Origin of the sequence: Lentzea sp. NPDC042327 (genome assembly GCF_040647275.1) — a bacterium.
Taxonomy (GTDB): domain Bacteria; phylum Actinomycetota; class Actinomycetes; order Mycobacteriales; family Pseudonocardiaceae; genus Lentzea.
On the sequence record NZ_JBEZBX010000002.1, the window covers coordinates 523169 to 538923 of the forward strand.

Sequence of the window (15755 nt, forward strand, 5' to 3'; positions counted from 1 at the left end):
CACTCCCGCACGTGACCGGAACCACCACGATGAGCTGACGTGACGACGACGTGGGAGGTTCGGGATGCGGATCGTGGCCGGGTTGGCTCTGGTGGCGGGTTTGGTCGCCGGAACAACCACCGCCCAGGCGGACACCGTGGAGTACGTGGCACTGGGCGACTCGGCGGCGGCCGGTCCGCTGGTCCCGGCCCAGGACCCGGCGCTGTGGTGCCTGCGGTCGGCCCGCGACTACCCGCGGGTGGCGGCGGAGCTGCTCGGCGCGCGGCTGACCGACGTCACCTGCTCCGGTGCGAAGACCGACGACTTCACGGGCCGCCAGTTCGGGTTCGTGGCACCGCAGTTCGCCGCGCTCAAGCCGTCCACCGACCTGGTGTCGCTGACGGTCGGCGCCAACGACGTCGGCCTGTTCCAGACGGCGTTGAGCTGCATCAACCTGCTGCCCGAGCCGATCGGCATCTCCTGCAGGGACCGCTACACCGCCGGTGGGACGGACCGGCTGGCCGCGGCCGTGGACGCGTGGGGGCCGGAGCTCGGCGCCGCGCTCGACGAGGTCAAGCGCCGGTCACCGCGGGCGAAGGTGCTGGTCACCGGCTACGGCACGTACATCAGGCCGGGCGGCTGCTACCCGGTGCAGCCGGTGTGGAGCCGCGACGCCGACTACCTCCAGGGCGTGCTCAACCGGGTCAGCGCCACCGCGCGGGCCGAGGCCCAGAAGCGCGGCGCGACGTACGTGGACTTCGCCGCCGTGACCGTGGGCCACGACATCTGCGCCGCACCCGAAGACCGCTACCTGGAGGGGTTGGTGCCGACGACCGCCGCCGCGCCGCTGCACCCCAACGCCGCCGGCATGGCCGCGTTCGGCGCTACGGTCGCGCGCGCCGCGCGGCCAGGGCAGCCGCCAGCAGCGTGACGTGCTCGATCCGCGTCGGGTCGAGGCCGGTGAGCTCCGCGACCCTGCGCAGCCGGTAGTCCACGGTGTTCGGGTGGACGTGCAGCTCGGTGGCGGCCGGCCGGCGCGACCCGCGGCGCAGGTAGACCTCCAGCGTCTGCACGAGCTCGTCGGACAACGGCGCCACGACCGCGGCCAGCGGTTCCAGCGCCGCGCTCGGCCGGGACAGCTGGTACTCCAGCAGCACGTCGGCCAGCCGGTACAGGCCGGGACCCGAGCGCACGGCGACGGCGAGCACCTCGCGGGCGAGCCCGGCGGCGGCCGCGACCCCGGACGGCGGGGCCGCGACCGCCGCCACCGTCAACGACACCCCGGCGGCCCGTGCCGCGTCCGCCACGACCCGGTCGGCCCGTTCGTCCTCACCCGGCAGCAGCACGATCCCGCCGTCGGGGGTGAGCGCCGACAGGACCGGTTCGCGGCTGTGCCGTTCCAGCTCGGTGCGCAGCCGCCGCAGCTTGCGCCGCCCGGCCACGGCCGTGTCCACCCCGTCGGTCAGCTCGTCCGGGTGCGGCGGCACGTGCAGCGCCAGCACCACCACGGGCCCGTCCGCGACCCGCGTGCCGTCGAGCAGCCCGGTCAGCTGCGTGTGCCGCGCCGACCGCTCGTCGTCGAACATCGTCTGCCGCTCGTCGAGGTACCCGGCGCTCACCACCGGCGTCACGAGCTGCAGGTACCGCATGGCCAGCGCGTTGAGCGCCAGCACCTCGCCGACCTCCTCCGGCCGCGCCTCGGGCACCAGCACGTCCCACACCACCTGGATGCCCACGTGGTACGCCGTGAGCACGACGTCCACCGGCACGCCCTCCTCCGCACGCCGGGCCGCCGACTCGCGCAGGAACCGCAGCTCGTCGGCCGTCGGCAGCTCCCGGCTGCGCAGCACCCGCGCGAACGCCCGCAGCGTCCCCTCGATCACGCGGGCGATGTCACCGGAGAGCTCCTCGGCGGGCAGCTGCCGGTAGCCGGGCACCCGGTCGGTGATCTCCGCGAGCACGAGCCGCACGAACGACGGCAGCTCCGCGACGATCCGCTCGGCCAGCGGACGACCACCGATCACGAAGGACATCCGCCCATTCTGGCCCGTTCGGGGTCCGGGGCACCTCAGAGTCCGGGCACCTCAAAGTTCGAGCACCGTGCCGTCCTGCGGGAGCTCCACCCCCGCCGCGCGCACCTGTGCCGCCTCCGGCGAGTCCGGGTCCAGCACCGGGTTGGTGTTGTTGAGGTGCGTGTAGATCCGCCGCACGGCCGGGAACCGCCGCAACCGCGGCAGGCTCGCCGTGATCGGCAGGTGGCCCATCGCGGCCTGCCCGGACCCGCTGCCCGTCGCCGTGCCCATCTCGGAGGCCGCGTGGAACGTGCCGTCGAGCACCAGGCAGTCCGCCCCGGCCACCACGTCGTCGAACCCGTCCGGCCAGTGCGCGAGGCACGGCGCGTAGACCAGCACACCACCGGTGACCGGGTCGGCGAACCGGTAGGCGACCACCCAATCGCCCTCCACGGTGGACGACCGCGCGTACTTCGGGCGCTTGCCGCTGATCGGGACCGCCGTCACCCGCAGGCCGTCGAGCTCGACCTCGGCGGTGGTGACCTCGCGCCAGTCCACGGGTGCGTACCCGTCGACCACCGAGCGCAGGTCGAACCGGTCGCGCAACGCGTGCAGCACCGGGCCCGGCGCCCACACCGCCAGGCCCGTGCCGCCGCGCAACGTCAGCAGGCCGAGCGCGTGGTCGAGCTCTGCGTCGGTGAGCAGGGCGCCGCGCACCGGGGTCTCGCGCGGGCCGGGACCGGGGTTCAGCAGCGCGCAGGCGACGAGCTGCGTGCGGATGTCCGGCGAGGCGTTGACCAGCCACCAGCGCGTGCCGTCGGCGCTGACCGCCAGGCAGTCCTGCGACCGGGCGGGCAGCTCGCCGGACCGGGCGCGGACGCACAGCGCGCAGGCGCAGTTCCACTGCGGGAACCCGCCGCCGGCCGCGGTGCCCAGCAGGACCGCCTTCACGACATCCTCCGCATGGCCACGGCCGGTTCGACCGCCGGTGCCACCTCGGTCGCCAGAATCAGGTCCACAGTGGACCGATGCGGCGACAGCGAGCACACCGGGTCGGTGGCGGCGGCGTCACCGGTGAGCTGGAACGCCTGGCACCGGCAGCCGCCGAAGTCGACCTCCTTGCGCGGGCACGACCGGCACGGGTCCCGCATCCAGTCGAAGCCGCGGAAGGCGGTGAACGACGGCGAGTCGTGCCAGATGTCGTGCAACGACGAGTCGCGCACGTTCTCGACCGGCAGCGTCGGGATCACGGTGGCGGCGGGGCAGGGGAGCACCGAGCCGTCGGGCGCCACGGTCAGCTGCCGCGCACCCCACCCGTACATGCACGGCTTCGGGTGCGCCTCGTGGTAGTCGGCGATGACGTAGACGATCTCCATCACCCCGCGCAGCCGTTCCTGCGCCGCGGCGACGACCGGGCCGGCCGCCGCCAGCTGGTCGCGCGTGGGCAGCAACGCCGCCCGGTTGCGCAGCGCCCAGCCGTAGTACTGGGTGTTGGCGAGCTCCAGCCGTTCCGCGCCCAGCCGCTCGGCCAGCGCGATGATCCCGGCGACGTTGTCGAGGTTCTGCCGGTGCAGCACGGTGTTCACGGTCAGCGGCAGGCCTTCGGCGCGGATGAGGGCCGCTGCCTCGACCTTCCGGTCGAACGCCTTGATGCCCGCGATCCGGTCGTTGCCTGCCTTGGTCGCGTCCTGCAAGGAGAGCTGCACGTGGTCGACGCCGCGCCCGGCCAGGTCGTGCAGCCGGTCGCGGGACAGGCCCACACCGGACGTGACGAGGTTGACGTAGCAGCCGAGGCTGTTCGCGTGCGCCACCAGCTCCGGGAGGTCCGGTCGCAGCAGCGGTTCCCCGCCGGACAGGTGGACCTGCAACACGCCCAGCGAGCGGGCCTGGTCGAAGACGCGCAGCCAGTCCTCGGTGGGCAGCTCGGCGTCCCTGCGCACCAGCTCCACCGGGTTCGAGCAGTACCCGCACTGCAGCGGGCAGCGGTGCGTGAGCTCGGCGAGCAGGCCGAACGGTGCCTCAGCCATCGACGTCGACCACCCTCCGGTCCACCAGCCGCGCCACCAGCTCCGCCACGTCCGCGGGCTCGACGCCGGCATACTCGTCGCCCAGCGCCAGCGCGATGTCCCCCACCGACCGGACGCCGTCGCACAGCGCCACGACGGAGGCGGCGGTCTCGTTGAGCACCAGCACGCCCTCGGGGAACAGCACGACGTGCGCGGAGCGGATCTGGTCGTAGCCGCGTTTCACCCCACGCCGGATGCGCGGCACGGCGCCGAGTGCTAGCACGGCCTGCCCCTGCCCGAGTAGTAGTCGACGGCGTCCAGCACGGCCCGCAGCACGTCGCACTTGAACGCCAGCGCCGCCACGGCCGCCAGCTGCTGTTCGCGGGTGCGGGCGTGCCCGACCACGACGTCCACAGTGGCCTGTCCCTCGCCGGCGACCGCCCGGATGCGGTCGGTGAAGTAGGCGAACCCCTCCTCGGCGATCCACGGGTACCGCTCCCGCAACGCCGCGAGTCGCTTGCGCATCAACGCACCCGAGAACATCTCGGTCAGCCCGGAGGCGACCCCCTCGACCCACGGCCTGGTGCGCGCGAAGTTCACGTAGGCGTCGACGGCGAACCGGACGCCGGGCAGCACGTGCCGTTCGTCGAGCACCTCGTCCCTGGTCAGCCCGACCGCCTCGGCGAGCAGCAGCCAGTTCTCGGCGCCACCCTCACCGGGTCCCGTGCCGTCGTGCCACACGATCCGCTCGCGCCACTGGCGGCGGACCTCCGGCACCGGGCAGTTCGACAGGATCGCGGCGTCCTTCTGCGCGATGCAGCGCTGGTAGTACCAGCGGTTCGCGGCCCACGCCTGCAGCTCGTGCTTGCTCAGACCGCCCTCGTGCATGCGCAGGTGGAACGGGTGGCTGTCCCAGTACCGCGGGGCCAGCGCGCGGAGCTCCGCAACGAACTCCTGGGCGGACACGGCTTTCATCAGCGTGCACTCCTCAGCGGTTGGCCAGAAGTCGTACCCGTCGCGTTCGCTCCCCTGGCTTCGACGACGATTCGATCATGTGTTGGTGGTACTTGCAGATGCCGTTGCCAGCAGGGGAGTGCGGGAGACCGGGGCCCCCGCCGCCGCGAGGGTCCCGGTGCGGGCCGCGTCAGCTGCGGGCCGCGTAGGCGGTGACCTCCATGGGCGTGTCGAAGTCGCGGAAGTCGGGCTTCACCCACTCGCGCTTGACCTCGGGAAGCTTGTGCTCGGTAGCGGTAGCGGCAACGTTCATGCGCGACTCCTCGGGTCTACGGCGTGCCCGGGAAGGGCACGCGCGGCTCTTCCGTGGGGCGCGGCGGCGACTTTCACCGTAGGACGTCCCGCGTGGATCGCGCTAGACCGTTCACAAGGTTCCCAAAGATCATCGGAGCGGAACCGCCTTTCAGGCCTTGCAAGACGGATGGTTGTATCGAAACATCCGATGAGCGTTGTGGGTTTGTGCGAGCTGTGATTGGGTAAACACGCCCTGCAACACCTCCGCCGCAGACTGAAACCACGAGCGGACCCGAAGGAGAGCACACATGCGTGCTCGTCGTATCGCGGCAGCGGCAGCCTGCACCGCCGTCGCCGCCTCCCTCTGCGTGATCCCGGCCTCCGCGCAGGACGGACCCTCCGCGCAGGCCGAGCGGACCCTCGCCAGCGGGTTGGACATCCCCTGGGACATCGAGTTCCTGCCCGACGGCAGCGGCATCTTCACGGAACGGGACACGTTCAAGATCAAGAAGCTCAGCGGCACGACCGTGACCGAGCTCGACACCGTGGAAGCGGCCCAGAGCACGGGCGGTGAGGGCGGACTGCTCGGCCTCGCGGTGTCGAAGACGTTCGCGACCGACAACTCGGTCTTCATCTACTACTCGACGGCGACCGACAACCGGATCGCCAAGCTCGCGCTGGGCGGCACGCCGCAGCCGATCGTCACCGGCATCCCGAAGAACCGCTACCACAACGGCGGCGGCCTGGAGTTCGGTCCGGACGGCTACCTGTGGGCGACCACCGGCGACGCGCAGAACACGGCCAACGCGCAGAACTGGAACTCGCTGGGCGGCAAGATGCTGCGCTTCGACACCGCGGGCAGGCCGGCGAGCGGCAACCCGCGCGCGAACAGCGTCGTGTACACGATCGGCCACCGCAACCCCCAGGGCATCACCTGGGTCGGCACCACCGCGTACGCCACCGAGTTCGGCAACAACACGACCGACGAGATCAACCGCATCGAGGCCGGGAAGAACTACGGCTGGCCGACGTGCGAGGGCAACTGCAACGTCGCCGGCATGACGAACCCGGCCGTCACGTGGTCCAACCGGCTGGCGGGCCCGACCGGCATCGCCCTGCACAAGAACGCGCTCTACGTCGGCGCCGTCACCGGCCGCCGGATCTGGAAGGTCCCGGTCAACGGCACCACGCTCGGCACGCCGCAGGCGTTGTTCACCGGCGCCTACGGCCGGGTGCGCTCGATCGCTCCCGCACCGGACGGCACCCTGTGGTTCGGCACGTCCAACCAGGACGCCAACGGTCAACCCGGTTCGACCGACGACCGCATCGTCTCCACCGACGCCTGACCCACCCGTTCGCGCACCGCTGCTTCGGCACGCGGGGACCTTTCGTGCGCTTCTGGGGTACGAAGGGTCCCCGCGTGCCGTAGGCGGACACGAGTGGGTGACGTCGGGAGGTGGGGTCAGTTGCGGGCGGCGGGCATCCGGCGGAGCTGGTCGAGGACCGCCGGGTCCTGCAGCTGCATCCACTGGATGACCTCGGTGTAGGTGGCGCACACCGTCTCCGGCTTGCCGCACACCTCGCCGAGGAACTGCTCCATCGCCGTGGAGAACGCCGACCCGTTCCACTCGTTGAAGTGGTTGCCGATCACCAGCGGCGCGCGGTTGCCGTTCAGCGCCGCCCGGTACACCGACCGGTACGTGTCGACGACGATCTGCGTGAACTCCGGGGCGCGCGCCGGTTCCTCCTTGGCGCCGTTGAGCGCGTACCAGAGGTTGAAGTCCATCATCACGACCTGCCGGCCCAGCGCGGGGACGCGCACCTCGGGCATCGGGAACTCGTACAGTCCCCTTTGGACGGACGGCCACTGGACGCCGAGCGCGACCTGGCTGGTGTCGTAGACCAGGCCGTGGGCGGCCATCGCAGGGAAGGCCTCGTCCCAGTTGCCCTCCAGGCACGGCGTCCGTCCACCCCGGACCGCGTCGGCGGGCAACCGGAAGCCCTCGGACCGCGCCTTGTCGACGATCAGGCGGAACTGCGCCAGCTCCGCGTTCCAGGCGGCGTTGTCCCACTTGTCCACCGAGGGCTGGCTGCCACCGGAGCAGAAGTGGCCGTTGTAGTGCGTGCCGATCTCGTGGCCGTCGGCGATCACCTGGTTCAGGTAGCCGATCCTGGCCTCGATGTCCTGCCTGCTGCCGCCGAAGTCGATGTCCGACCGGCCCCGCTTGAGACCCGCGGGCGGCTGGTACAGCGTCCGGTCCTGGTCGGCCAGCATGTACACGCCGGACAGCAGGCCGGTGACGTGCGCGCCCGTCTGCCTGGCGACCGGGAGCACCTTGTCCCAGTGCTGCTTGGACACCGCGCCGTCGAAGGAGAAGAGCACGAACTGCGGCGGCTTCTCACCCTGAGCCAGCTTGTGCATCCACGGTTGCTTCGCGAGCTGTTCCGGCGTGGGCCCAGGCACCCGCGGTGCGGGTCCGGACTCCTTCGGAGTCGGAAGGCGGGGCGCCATCGGCAGCGGGCCGTTCTCCGCCTGCTGGTCCGGGTCGTCGTGCGGACTCAGCGTCATCACCAGCACGAGTGCCAGTGCCAGAGCCACGCCCGTGGTCAACCATCCCCAGCGCTTCACACAGTAGGAGACGATCGGTCACCCGAACGGGTTGCGCCGGGGAGGCGATTGGTCACCTGACGGGGTCGGCGATCACCACTCGGTTCGCCTCGTAGCCCTGCTGCCCACCGATCCAGGTACCCCCGCACGTGACCAGCACCAGCCGGTGCGGGCCGCGCGGCCCGAAGAGCTCCAGCGCGCGGGCCGGCAGCTCCTCCTTGCGGACCGTCTCGATCTGCCGGATCTTGAACCGGAACTCCTCGCCCGCGCTGTCGGCGACGACGACCTCACGGCCGTTCTGCGCCTGCCACAGCTCGGCGAACGGTCCCTTCGCGCCCTTCCAGTCGACGTGCCCGGCCAGCACGGTCGCGCCCTCGGCGCCCGCCAGCTCGGTGCCCCACCAGGTCGCCTCGCCGATGCCGTCGGGCACCGGCAGCACGCCGTCCTTGACCTCGCGCCGCACCAGAGTGGCCGAGCCACCGGCGGGCAGCCGCACCGAACCGGGACCGGCCTTGGGCGGCGCGGGCTGTTGCTGCTGCGGTGGTGCGGGCTCGACCGGTTTGGCGTTGCCGGTGTTCGCGCCGCCGATCAACCCGGTGAGGTCGGCGCCCCTGCCGGTGCTCATGCTGTCGCCGACAGGACCGGGCCCGACCACGGGGATCTCGTCCGCGACCGGCCGTCCCGCGAGGACGTCGGTCTCGGACGAGGTGACCAGCACGCTGGTGGCGGCGACGCCCACCACCAGCACGCCGGTCAGGAAAGCCCGGGAACTCACTGCCTGCGCCACACCAGCAAGCCTGCCAGTGCCCCGCCGAGCAGCACCAGGCCACCCACCGAGAGCAGCAGACCGGGGCGCAGCTGCGAGTCGAACGACGCGGTCGCGACCGGCGTGCTGCCCTCCGTGCCCGCCGGGATCGTGCTGGGCACGACCGGGGTGTTCGGCTTGTTCACCAGCTCCAGCGCGAGCGTCGAGCCGGGGCCGACGGACCCGCACGCGGCCGGTGGTGCCTTCGCGTCGAAGAACTCCTCATACCCCTTCGGCGCGGCCACCTCGACGAGGCAGATCTCCTGCGGCGTGCGCAGGTCCGGCACCTCGACCGTGCCGTCGGCGCCGGTCTGCAGCACCAGCGGCTTGCCGTCCGTGCCGACCAGCGGGCTGTCGTCCTGCTTGAGCGCGGGGCTCGTCTGGTCCTTGGCGGTGACGCGCAGCGCGACGCCCGCGATGGCCTTCTTGGTCTCCGAGTCGATCTTCGTGATCTTCACGGCGCCCGGAGCGGTCTTGGCCTGGGCGTTGGCGGCGGCGGTCAGCTTCTTCTCGCCGCCGGTGGTGACGATCCGCTGCATGTTCTCGGTCTGGATCGGCTGGTGCACGACCGGCTTGTCCGCGGGGGAGTCGGCGGTGACCGCGATCGCCGGCTTCGGGCCGGTGGGGACGACCTTGAGCGCGACCGGGCTGCCGTTCGCGTCGGTGGTGACCTTGCCCTCCGCGCTGCCGTCGACGAGCGTGGCGTCGGTCAGCGCGAAGCTGATCGGCGCGCCGGAGACGCCCTTGTCGTTCTGCTTGAGCAGCGACACGGTCCACGTCGACTCGGTGCCGATGACGAGCGGTTCCTGCGGCGCGGTCGCGGCGAGCTTCCACGGGCCGCGGTTGGCCTCGGCGTCGGCCCGCATCCGCGCGACGGCCTCCAGCACGGGCGCGGGCAGCCGGGCGGCGTACCACTCGGCGTTGTAGGCGAGGTAGCGCGGGTCCTTCGCGTCGAAGTTCACCGCACCGTCCGGCGCCGCGGTCCAGCTGTGCAGCAGGTGCGCGAGCGCCGCCGCCTCCTCCGCCGACTTGGTCGTGGAGTAGCGCAGCAGGAGGTAGGAGATGTTCGCGGCCACGTCGGGCGCGAGCTTCTTGCCCGCCTTCGTCAGCAGCTCGTCACCGGGCTGGTAGCCCACCGCGCTGTCGGGAGCGGGCAGGGCGTACTGCACGCACCACACGTGCTTGTCCTGCCACACGTACGACCCGTGCCACTCCGAACCCGTGGTGGCGTTGGGCTGGACCTCTGTCGCGTTGTAGCCGATGCCCTTGACACCGACCGCTGTCGCCGTCGCGGGGGCGGTCAGGAGCGCGAGCCCCGAGACCGCAGCCACTGCGGCAAGACGTTTCCAGCCCATGGTGAATCGTGGTCCCCTCTGACCTGTACATATCCCGCGTGCGAGCTTGTCGGTAGCCCACTTCGGGGACAAGCCGCCACGAGGGGGAACTAGGGCGCTGCGCAGGGTGTGATCGTGAATGTTATGTGATCGGCGTTACGCGCACGGGGCCGGACACGCCGCGACACGCCGTGGTCAGGTCACGCTCCGGAGTCTTCGCGCGAGTTCGCACACTATTAGCGCACGTGTGATCGCTTGTGCGAGTAAAGTCGGCTTTACCGACGGGGAACCTGGCACCCAGCGTGCTCGTTGTACCCGTGACGGCGTAAAGCAACGCCCCAGGAGGACCAGGTGCGCTCCAGCAGCAACCCGGCTTTCCGTAACCTGCCGACCGGCGGCGGGTACGGAGGCTATGCAGGCTTCGGACAGCCCGAAGCCGGCTACCAGCAGGCCCCGCCGCCGCTGACCAGCGAGCGGCCGATGACGATCGACGACGTCGTCACCAAGACCGGCATCACGCTGGCCGTGGTGGCGGTCACCGCCGTCATCACCTACCTGATGCAGGCTTGGGTACTGCTGTTCCCGGCCGCGATCATCGGACTCGTGCTCGCGCTGATCATCTCGTTCAAGCGCGTCCCGAGCCCGCCCCTCGTCATCGCCTACGCCGCCGTCGAGGGTGTCTTCCTCGGCGCGTTCAGCGGGATCATCGGGCGGCTGATCGACGGCTGGACCGGCAACCCCGGCCAGGGTGTCGTGGTGATCGGCCAGGCGATCATCGGCACGATCGGCGTCTTCGCCGGCATGCTGGTCGTCTACAAGACCGGCGCGATCCGCGTCACGCCGAAGTTCACGAAGTGGATCACCGGCGCGATCATCGGCGTCGCCGTCCTGATGCTCTTCAACCTGATCATGAGCTTCTTCACGACCGGCGGCCTCGGCCTCCGCTCCGGCGGCACGCTCGCGATCATCTTCAGCCTCGTCTGCATCGGCCTCGCGGCGTTCAGCTTCCTGATCGACTTCGACGCCGCGGACCAGGCGATCCGGGCCGGCGTGCCGGCCAAGTTCGCGTGGCAGATCGCGTTCGGTCTCACGGTCACCCTGGTGTGGCTTTACACCGAGATCCTGCGCCTGCTCTCGTACTTCAACTCGGACTGACGTCCGGGCATCCGATCGGAGGGCGTTCCGCTGCGGCGGGGCGCCCTTCTGCATTTGTAGGCTGGGTCGCGTGGAAAACGGGTACCGCCTGGAGATGAGTCCGCCGACCGTCGACGACTACCTGCGCCTGCGCGAGGAATCCGGCCTGAGCGCGCGCAGTCGTGAGGAAGCCGAGAACGGCATCAACGGCGCGTGGGCCACTGTTCGCGCGATTCACGCGGAATCAGGTGAAACCGTGGGCATGGGTCGCGTGCTGAGCGACGGTGGCTGGTACTTCCACATCATCGACATGGCGGTGTTGCCGCGCCACCAGCGCAAAGGCATCGGTGACGCGATCATGACCGCATTGCTGGACCGCATCGGCGACCACTCGCCCGACGCGTACGTCAGCTTGCTCGCCGACCCGCCCGGCCGTCGTCTCTACGAACGGCACGGCTTCACCGAGAGCGCCCCGGCGTCGGTCGGCATGCGGCTCGTGCGCTAGACCCGCCAGCGCACGTCCGGCAGCTCGGTGCCGATTTTGATCAGGCAGTCCGTGCAGAGGGCCCCCACCTGCGAACGCGACACCCGTTCATCGGGCACCGAGTGCTCGCACACCGCCTCGTAGAAACTGCGGCGGGAACCACGGGCCTGGTCGAGCGAGAACGCGTGGCATTGCAGGTCGTATTCGCTTTGCCACCACACATAGGGCATGTCCCAACCTCCTGACTCGTCGGTAGGGACGGACTTCCCCTCGCCCGATGACGCCATTGCTGGACGATTCAGGTCATCGGCAGAACGGTGGTGGGCAAGTAGCTCCGTTCGGGTGAAACGGAGCTACTTGCAAGTGGCAAATTGCAGATCTTGGAATCGGTCCAGGATCAGCTGAGGCGTTCCAGCACCATCGCCATGCCCTGGCCACCGCCCACGCACATCGTCTCCAGACCGAACTGCTTGTCGTGGAACTGGAGCGAGTTGATCAGGGTCGTGGTGATCCGCGCGCCGGTCATGCCGAACGGGTGGCCGACGGCGATGGCGCCACCGTTAACGTTCAGCCGGTCCAGGTCGATCCCGAGGTCCTGGTAGGACGGGATGACCTGGGCCGCGAACGCCTCGTTGATCTCCACGAGGTCGATGTCGGAGATCGACAGGCCCGCCAGCGCCAGCGCGCGCTTCGAGGCCTCGACCGGCCCGAGGCCCATGATCTCCGGCGACAGGCCGGAGACGCCGGTGGAGACGATCCGCGCCAGCGGCGTGATGCCGAGTTCGCGGGCCTTGGTGTCGGACATGACCACGAGGGCGGCCGCGCCGTCGTTGAGCGGGCAGCAGTTGCCGGCGTTGATCCGGCCGTCCGGGCGGAACACGGGCTTGAGCTGCGACACGGCCTCGTAGGTGACGCCGGCGCGCGGGCCGTCGTCGGTGGAGACGACAGTGCCGTCGGGCAGCGTCACCGGGGTGATCTCGCGGGCCCAGAAGCCGTCTGCGATCGCCTTCTCGGCGAGGTTCTGCGAACGGACGCCGAACTCGTCCATCTCCTTGCGGGAGACGCCCTTCAGCAGTGCCAGGTTCTCCGCGGTCTGGCCCATCGGGACGTAGACGTCCGGCAGGGCACCGGACACCCGCGGGTCGTCCCACGTCGAGGCGCCGGAGGCGGCGACGGAGGCCGTGCGGGCCTCGGCGTCGGCGAAGAGCGGGTTGTGGGTGTCCGGCCACGAGTCGGAGCTGCCCTTGGCGAAGCGCGACACCGTCTCGACGCCCGCGGAGATGAACACGTCGCCCTCGCCCGCCTTGATGGCGTGCAGGGCCATGCGCGTGGTCTGCAGCGACGAGGCGCAGTAGCGGGTGATCGTCGTGCCGGGCAGGGTGTCGTGGCCCAGCAGCACGGACACGACGCGCGCCATGTTGAAGCCCTGCTCGCCGCCGGGCAGGCCGCAGCCGAGCATCAGGTCGTCGATCTGCGCCGGGTCGAGCTGCGGCACCTTGTCCAGCGCCGCCTTCACCATCCGCGCGGCGAGGTCGTCGGGCCGCACGTCCTTCAGCGAGCCCTTGCCCGCGCGGCCGATGGGGGAGCGGGCGGCGGAGACGATCACGGCCTCAGGCATCGGGGAGCTCCTCGTTGGGGGTCAAGGTCGCAGCCGAGCCTAGTTAACGCCCGCTCACCCCGGCCAGCGCACGTGACGAGGATTTCCGGAACTCACGCGTGCCGCCGGTGCAGCCACGCGGGCCACCGCGACGCGCCCACCGCCAGCGCCGCCGCCGAGCGCAACGGCACCGGCGCCGCCGCCCACTCCGGCAGGAACCCCGCCACCCGGCACAACGGCGCCAGCAGCACACCGGCTGCCGCCTCGTAGCCGGCGGCGCTGGGGTGGAAGCGGTCGGAGCTGAACATGTCGGCGTGCCGCGCGGTGAACTCCGGTGCCAGCAGGTTCCCCAGCGGTACCGCGACGCCGCCCGCCCGCCGCACCTGCGCCGTCTGCGCCGCCGCCAGCCGCAGGCTGTACCGCCGCCCGATCGCCCGCAGCGGCTGCGGGATCGGCCGCACGATCCCGAGGTCGGGGCAGGTGCCGACCACGACACCGCACCCGGCGGCGCGCAGCCGGCGGACCTGCTCGCCCAGCAACGCCGCCGAGTCGCGCACCCGCGTCCGCGTCGTCACGTCGTTCGCGCCGATGATGACCAGCGCCGCCTGCGGTTCGCCCGGCAGCGCCGCGTCGACCTGCGGCACCAGGTCGCGGGTCGTCGAGCCGCTGATCGCGTACGTCGACAGCCGCACCGGCCGGTCCGCCTCCTCGGCCAGCGCCCCGGCCAGCAACACGCCCGGCATCTGCGAGGGGTGCGTCACACCGACGCCGACCGCCATCGAGTCGCCGAGCACCGCCAGCCGCAGCGGGTCCCGGCCGTCGTCGCGGTACACGCCGTCGGGTGCGGGCCACAGGTGTTCCAGCACGCCGATGGCCACGCGGGCCCGTCTGCCCTGCTCGTTCAGCAGCCCGACGAGCGCCCCGGACAGCCCGCCGAGCGTCGCGGCGGTCATGGCGGCCGCGCGCAGGTGTCCCGTGCCGAGCATCCGCACCACCCCCTCTCCCCTGGAATCGTCGGCATCACCGTTCGAATCAACCTCCGCTGCCACTAGAGCTACGCTTCGTGCGCTATCTCGGAGAGTGGGAGTGGGGAGTACAGCGGTGGAGTACGTCGAGCACGTCGTCGACCTGGTGGGCAACACGCCGCTGGTCAAGCTCAACTCCCTGACCTCGGGCATCAAGGCGACCGTCCTGGCCAAGGTCGAGTACCTGAACCCGGGCGGCAGCGTGAAGGACCGCATCGCGCTGCGCATGGTGGAGGCGGCCGAGAAGTCCGGCGAGCTGCAGCCCGGCGGCACGATCGTGGAGCCCACCTCGGGCAACACCGGTGTCGGCCTCGCGCTGGTCGCCCAGCGCAAGGGTTACAAGTGCGTGTTCGTGTGCCCCGACAAGGTCAGCGAGGACAAGCGCAACGTCCTCAAGGCCTACGGCGCCGAGGTCGTGGTGTGCCCGACCGCCGTCGCGCCCGAGCACCCGGACTCGTACTACAACGTCTCCGACCGGCTGGTCCGCGAGATCCCCGGCGCGTGGAAGCCCAACCAGTACGCGAACCCGGAGAACCCGGCGAGCCACTACCACCAGACCGGCCCCGAGGTGTGGCGCCAGACGGCGGGCAAGATCACGCACTTCGTCGCGGGCGTCGGCACCGGCGGCACGATCTCCGGCACCGGCCGTTACCTCAAGGAGGTCTCGGACGGCGCGGTGAAGATCATCGGCGCGGACCCGGAGGGCTCGGTCTACTCCGGCGGCACCGGCCGGCCGTACCTCGTCGAGGGTGTCGGCGAGGACTTCTGGCCGGAGACCTACGACAAGACCGTCTGCGACCAGATCGTCGAGGTCTCCGACGCGGACTCGTTCGACGTCACCCGGCGCCTGGCCCGCGAGGAGGGCCTGCTCGTCGGCGGCTCCTGCGGCATGGCCGCCGCCGCGGCGCTGCGCATCGCGCGGGACCTGCCCGAGGACGCCGTCGTGGTCGTGCTGCTGCCCGACGGCGGCCGCGGCTACCTGTCGAAGGTCTTCAACGACCGCTGGATGGCCTCCTACGGCTTCCTGCCGCCCGACTCGACCGGCGCGACCGTCGGCGACGTGCTGCGCCGCAAGGGCGGCCAGCTGCCCGACCTGGTGCACGCGCACCCGAACGAGACCGTCGGCGACGCGGTGGCGATCCTGCGCGAGTTCGGCGTCTCGCAGATGCCCGTCGTGAACGCCGAACCGCCGGTCATGGCGGCCGAGGTCGCCGGCGCGGTCAACGAGCGCGACCTGCTCGACGCGCTGTTCACCGGCAAGGCCCAGCTGGCCGACCGCCTCGACAAGCACATGGGCGCCCCGCTGCCCACGCTGGGCGCCGGTGAGCCGGTGAGTGTGGCCATGAACGCCATGACCCACGCCGACGGCGCGCTGGTGCTGGAGGACGGAAAGCCCGCCGGTGTCGTGACGAGGCAGGACATTCTCGGTTTCTTGGCTGGTCGCTGAACGTAGAAGGCCGTACGTCCGATAGCGTGACGCCCCAGATCAACCAGACTCATACACACACGGCCCAGCCAAGGGG

General features: G+C 71.1%; 17 protein-coding genes. 5 read left to right on the forward strand and 12 right to left on the reverse strand.

Annotated elements, in window-relative coordinates; translation table 11 throughout:
* Nucleotides 1-64 precede the first annotated feature (64 nt).
* Nucleotides 65-910 carry an SGNH/GDSL hydrolase family protein gene (locus tag AB0A63_RS06370; protein ID WP_360385954.1) on the forward strand — a complete coding sequence of 282 codons (846 nt, stop codon included), beginning with the start codon at nucleotides 65-67 and terminating at the stop codon, nucleotides 908-910.
* Here AB0A63_RS06370 and AB0A63_RS06375 read toward each other — a convergent pair.
* The 6 genes from AB0A63_RS06375 to pqqA form a co-directional block, all read right to left on the reverse strand.
* Nucleotides 864-2012 carry a helix-turn-helix domain-containing protein gene (locus tag AB0A63_RS06375; RefSeq protein WP_360385956.1) on the reverse strand — a complete coding sequence of 383 codons (1149 nt, stop codon included), beginning with the start codon at nucleotides 2010-2012 and terminating at the stop codon, nucleotides 864-866. The genes AB0A63_RS06370 and AB0A63_RS06375 overlap by 47 nt on opposite strands.
* Nucleotides 2013-2063: 51 nt before the next feature.
* Nucleotides 2064-2942, reverse strand: a complete 879-nt coding sequence (pqqB, locus tag AB0A63_RS06380) for a pyrroloquinoline quinone biosynthesis protein PqqB (RefSeq protein WP_360385958.1) — start codon at nucleotides 2940-2942, stop codon at nucleotides 2064-2066.
* Nucleotides 2939-4018, reverse strand: a complete 1080-nt coding sequence (gene pqqE / locus AB0A63_RS06385; RefSeq protein WP_360385960.1) for a pyrroloquinoline quinone biosynthesis protein PqqE — start codon at nucleotides 4016-4018, stop codon at nucleotides 2939-2941. Before pqqE ends, pqqB begins: the two co-directional genes overlap by 4 nt.
* Nucleotides 4011-4280 (reverse strand): pyrroloquinoline quinone biosynthesis peptide chaperone PqqD, encoded by a 270-nt coding sequence (pqqD, locus tag AB0A63_RS06390; protein WP_360385962.1) that lies wholly within the window; start codon nucleotides 4278-4280, stop codon nucleotides 4011-4013. Before pqqD ends, pqqE begins: the two co-directional genes overlap by 8 nt.
* The gene (pqqC, locus tag AB0A63_RS06395) at nucleotides 4274-4972 is read right to left on the reverse strand and encodes a pyrroloquinoline-quinone synthase PqqC (protein WP_360385964.1); all 699 of its coding nucleotides are present in this window, start codon (nucleotides 4970-4972) and stop codon (nucleotides 4274-4276) included. The genes pqqD and pqqC overlap by 7 nt, the downstream gene beginning before the upstream one ends.
* Before the next feature lie 169 nt (nucleotides 4973-5141).
* A complete protein-coding gene (gene pqqA / locus AB0A63_RS06400) occupies nucleotides 5142-5264 on the reverse strand; it encodes a pyrroloquinoline quinone precursor peptide PqqA (RefSeq protein WP_360385966.1) in 123 nt (40 codons plus the stop codon).
* Between the two features lie 289 nt (nucleotides 5265-5553).
* Between pqqA and AB0A63_RS06405 the strand changes: the two genes are divergently transcribed.
* Nucleotides 5554-6591 carry a PQQ-dependent sugar dehydrogenase gene (locus AB0A63_RS06405; protein ID WP_360385968.1) on the forward strand — a complete coding sequence of 346 codons (1038 nt, stop codon included), beginning with the start codon at nucleotides 5554-5556 and terminating at the stop codon, nucleotides 6589-6591.
* Between the two features lie 116 nt (nucleotides 6592-6707).
* On the opposite strand, the gene AB0A63_RS06410 is transcribed toward AB0A63_RS06405, so the two are convergent.
* From AB0A63_RS06410 to AB0A63_RS06420, 3 genes are all read right to left on the reverse strand, one after another.
* A complete protein-coding gene (locus AB0A63_RS06410) occupies nucleotides 6708-7844 on the reverse strand; it encodes a polysaccharide deacetylase (RefSeq protein WP_360385970.1) in 1137 nt (378 codons plus the stop codon).
* 82 nt (nucleotides 7845-7926) lie between these two features.
* Nucleotides 7927-8628, reverse strand: coding sequence for a class F sortase (locus AB0A63_RS06415; protein ID WP_360385972.1), 702 nt, complete (start codon nucleotides 8626-8628; stop codon nucleotides 7927-7929).
* On the reverse strand, nucleotides 8625-9989 hold the full coding sequence (locus tag AB0A63_RS06420) for a hypothetical protein (protein WP_360385974.1): 1365 nt from the start codon (nucleotides 9987-9989) through the stop codon (nucleotides 8625-8627). Before AB0A63_RS06420 ends, AB0A63_RS06415 begins: the two co-directional genes overlap by 4 nt.
* A gap of 354 nt (nucleotides 9990-10343) precedes the next feature.
* Between AB0A63_RS06420 and AB0A63_RS06425 the strand changes: the two genes are divergently transcribed.
* Both AB0A63_RS06425 and AB0A63_RS06430 read left to right on the forward strand, forming a co-directional pair.
* Entirely contained in the window at nucleotides 10344-11147 is an 804-nt protein-coding gene (locus AB0A63_RS06425; RefSeq protein ID WP_360385976.1) for a Bax inhibitor-1/YccA family protein, read from the forward strand.
* Between the two features lie 70 nt (nucleotides 11148-11217).
* On the forward strand, nucleotides 11218-11631 hold the full coding sequence (locus AB0A63_RS06430; RefSeq protein WP_360385978.1) for a GNAT family N-acetyltransferase: 414 nt from the start codon (nucleotides 11218-11220) through the stop codon (nucleotides 11629-11631).
* On the opposite strand, the gene AB0A63_RS06435 is transcribed toward AB0A63_RS06430, so the two are convergent.
* The 3 genes from AB0A63_RS06435 to AB0A63_RS06445 form a co-directional block, all read right to left on the reverse strand.
* Nucleotides 11628-11840: a hypothetical protein gene (locus AB0A63_RS06435; protein WP_360385980.1), complete on the reverse strand. Its 213-nt coding sequence runs from the start codon at nucleotides 11838-11840 to the stop codon at nucleotides 11628-11630. The genes AB0A63_RS06430 and AB0A63_RS06435 overlap by 4 nt on opposite strands.
* A gap of 167 nt (nucleotides 11841-12007) precedes the next feature.
* Nucleotides 12008-13228 carry an acetyl-CoA C-acetyltransferase gene (locus AB0A63_RS06440; RefSeq protein ID WP_360385982.1) on the reverse strand — a complete coding sequence of 407 codons (1221 nt, stop codon included), beginning with the start codon at nucleotides 13226-13228 and terminating at the stop codon, nucleotides 12008-12010.
* A 92-nt stretch (nucleotides 13229-13320) separates the two neighbouring features.
* A complete protein-coding gene (locus AB0A63_RS06445; protein ID WP_360385984.1) occupies nucleotides 13321-14193 on the reverse strand; it encodes an SGNH/GDSL hydrolase family protein in 873 nt (290 codons plus the stop codon).
* 115 nt (nucleotides 14194-14308) lie between these two features.
* Between AB0A63_RS06445 and AB0A63_RS06450 the strand changes: the two genes are divergently transcribed.
* A complete protein-coding gene (locus AB0A63_RS06450) occupies nucleotides 14309-15679 on the forward strand; it encodes a cystathionine beta-synthase (protein ID WP_360385986.1) in 1371 nt (456 codons plus the stop codon).
* The last annotated feature ends 76 nt before the right edge of the window (nucleotides 15680-15755 follow it).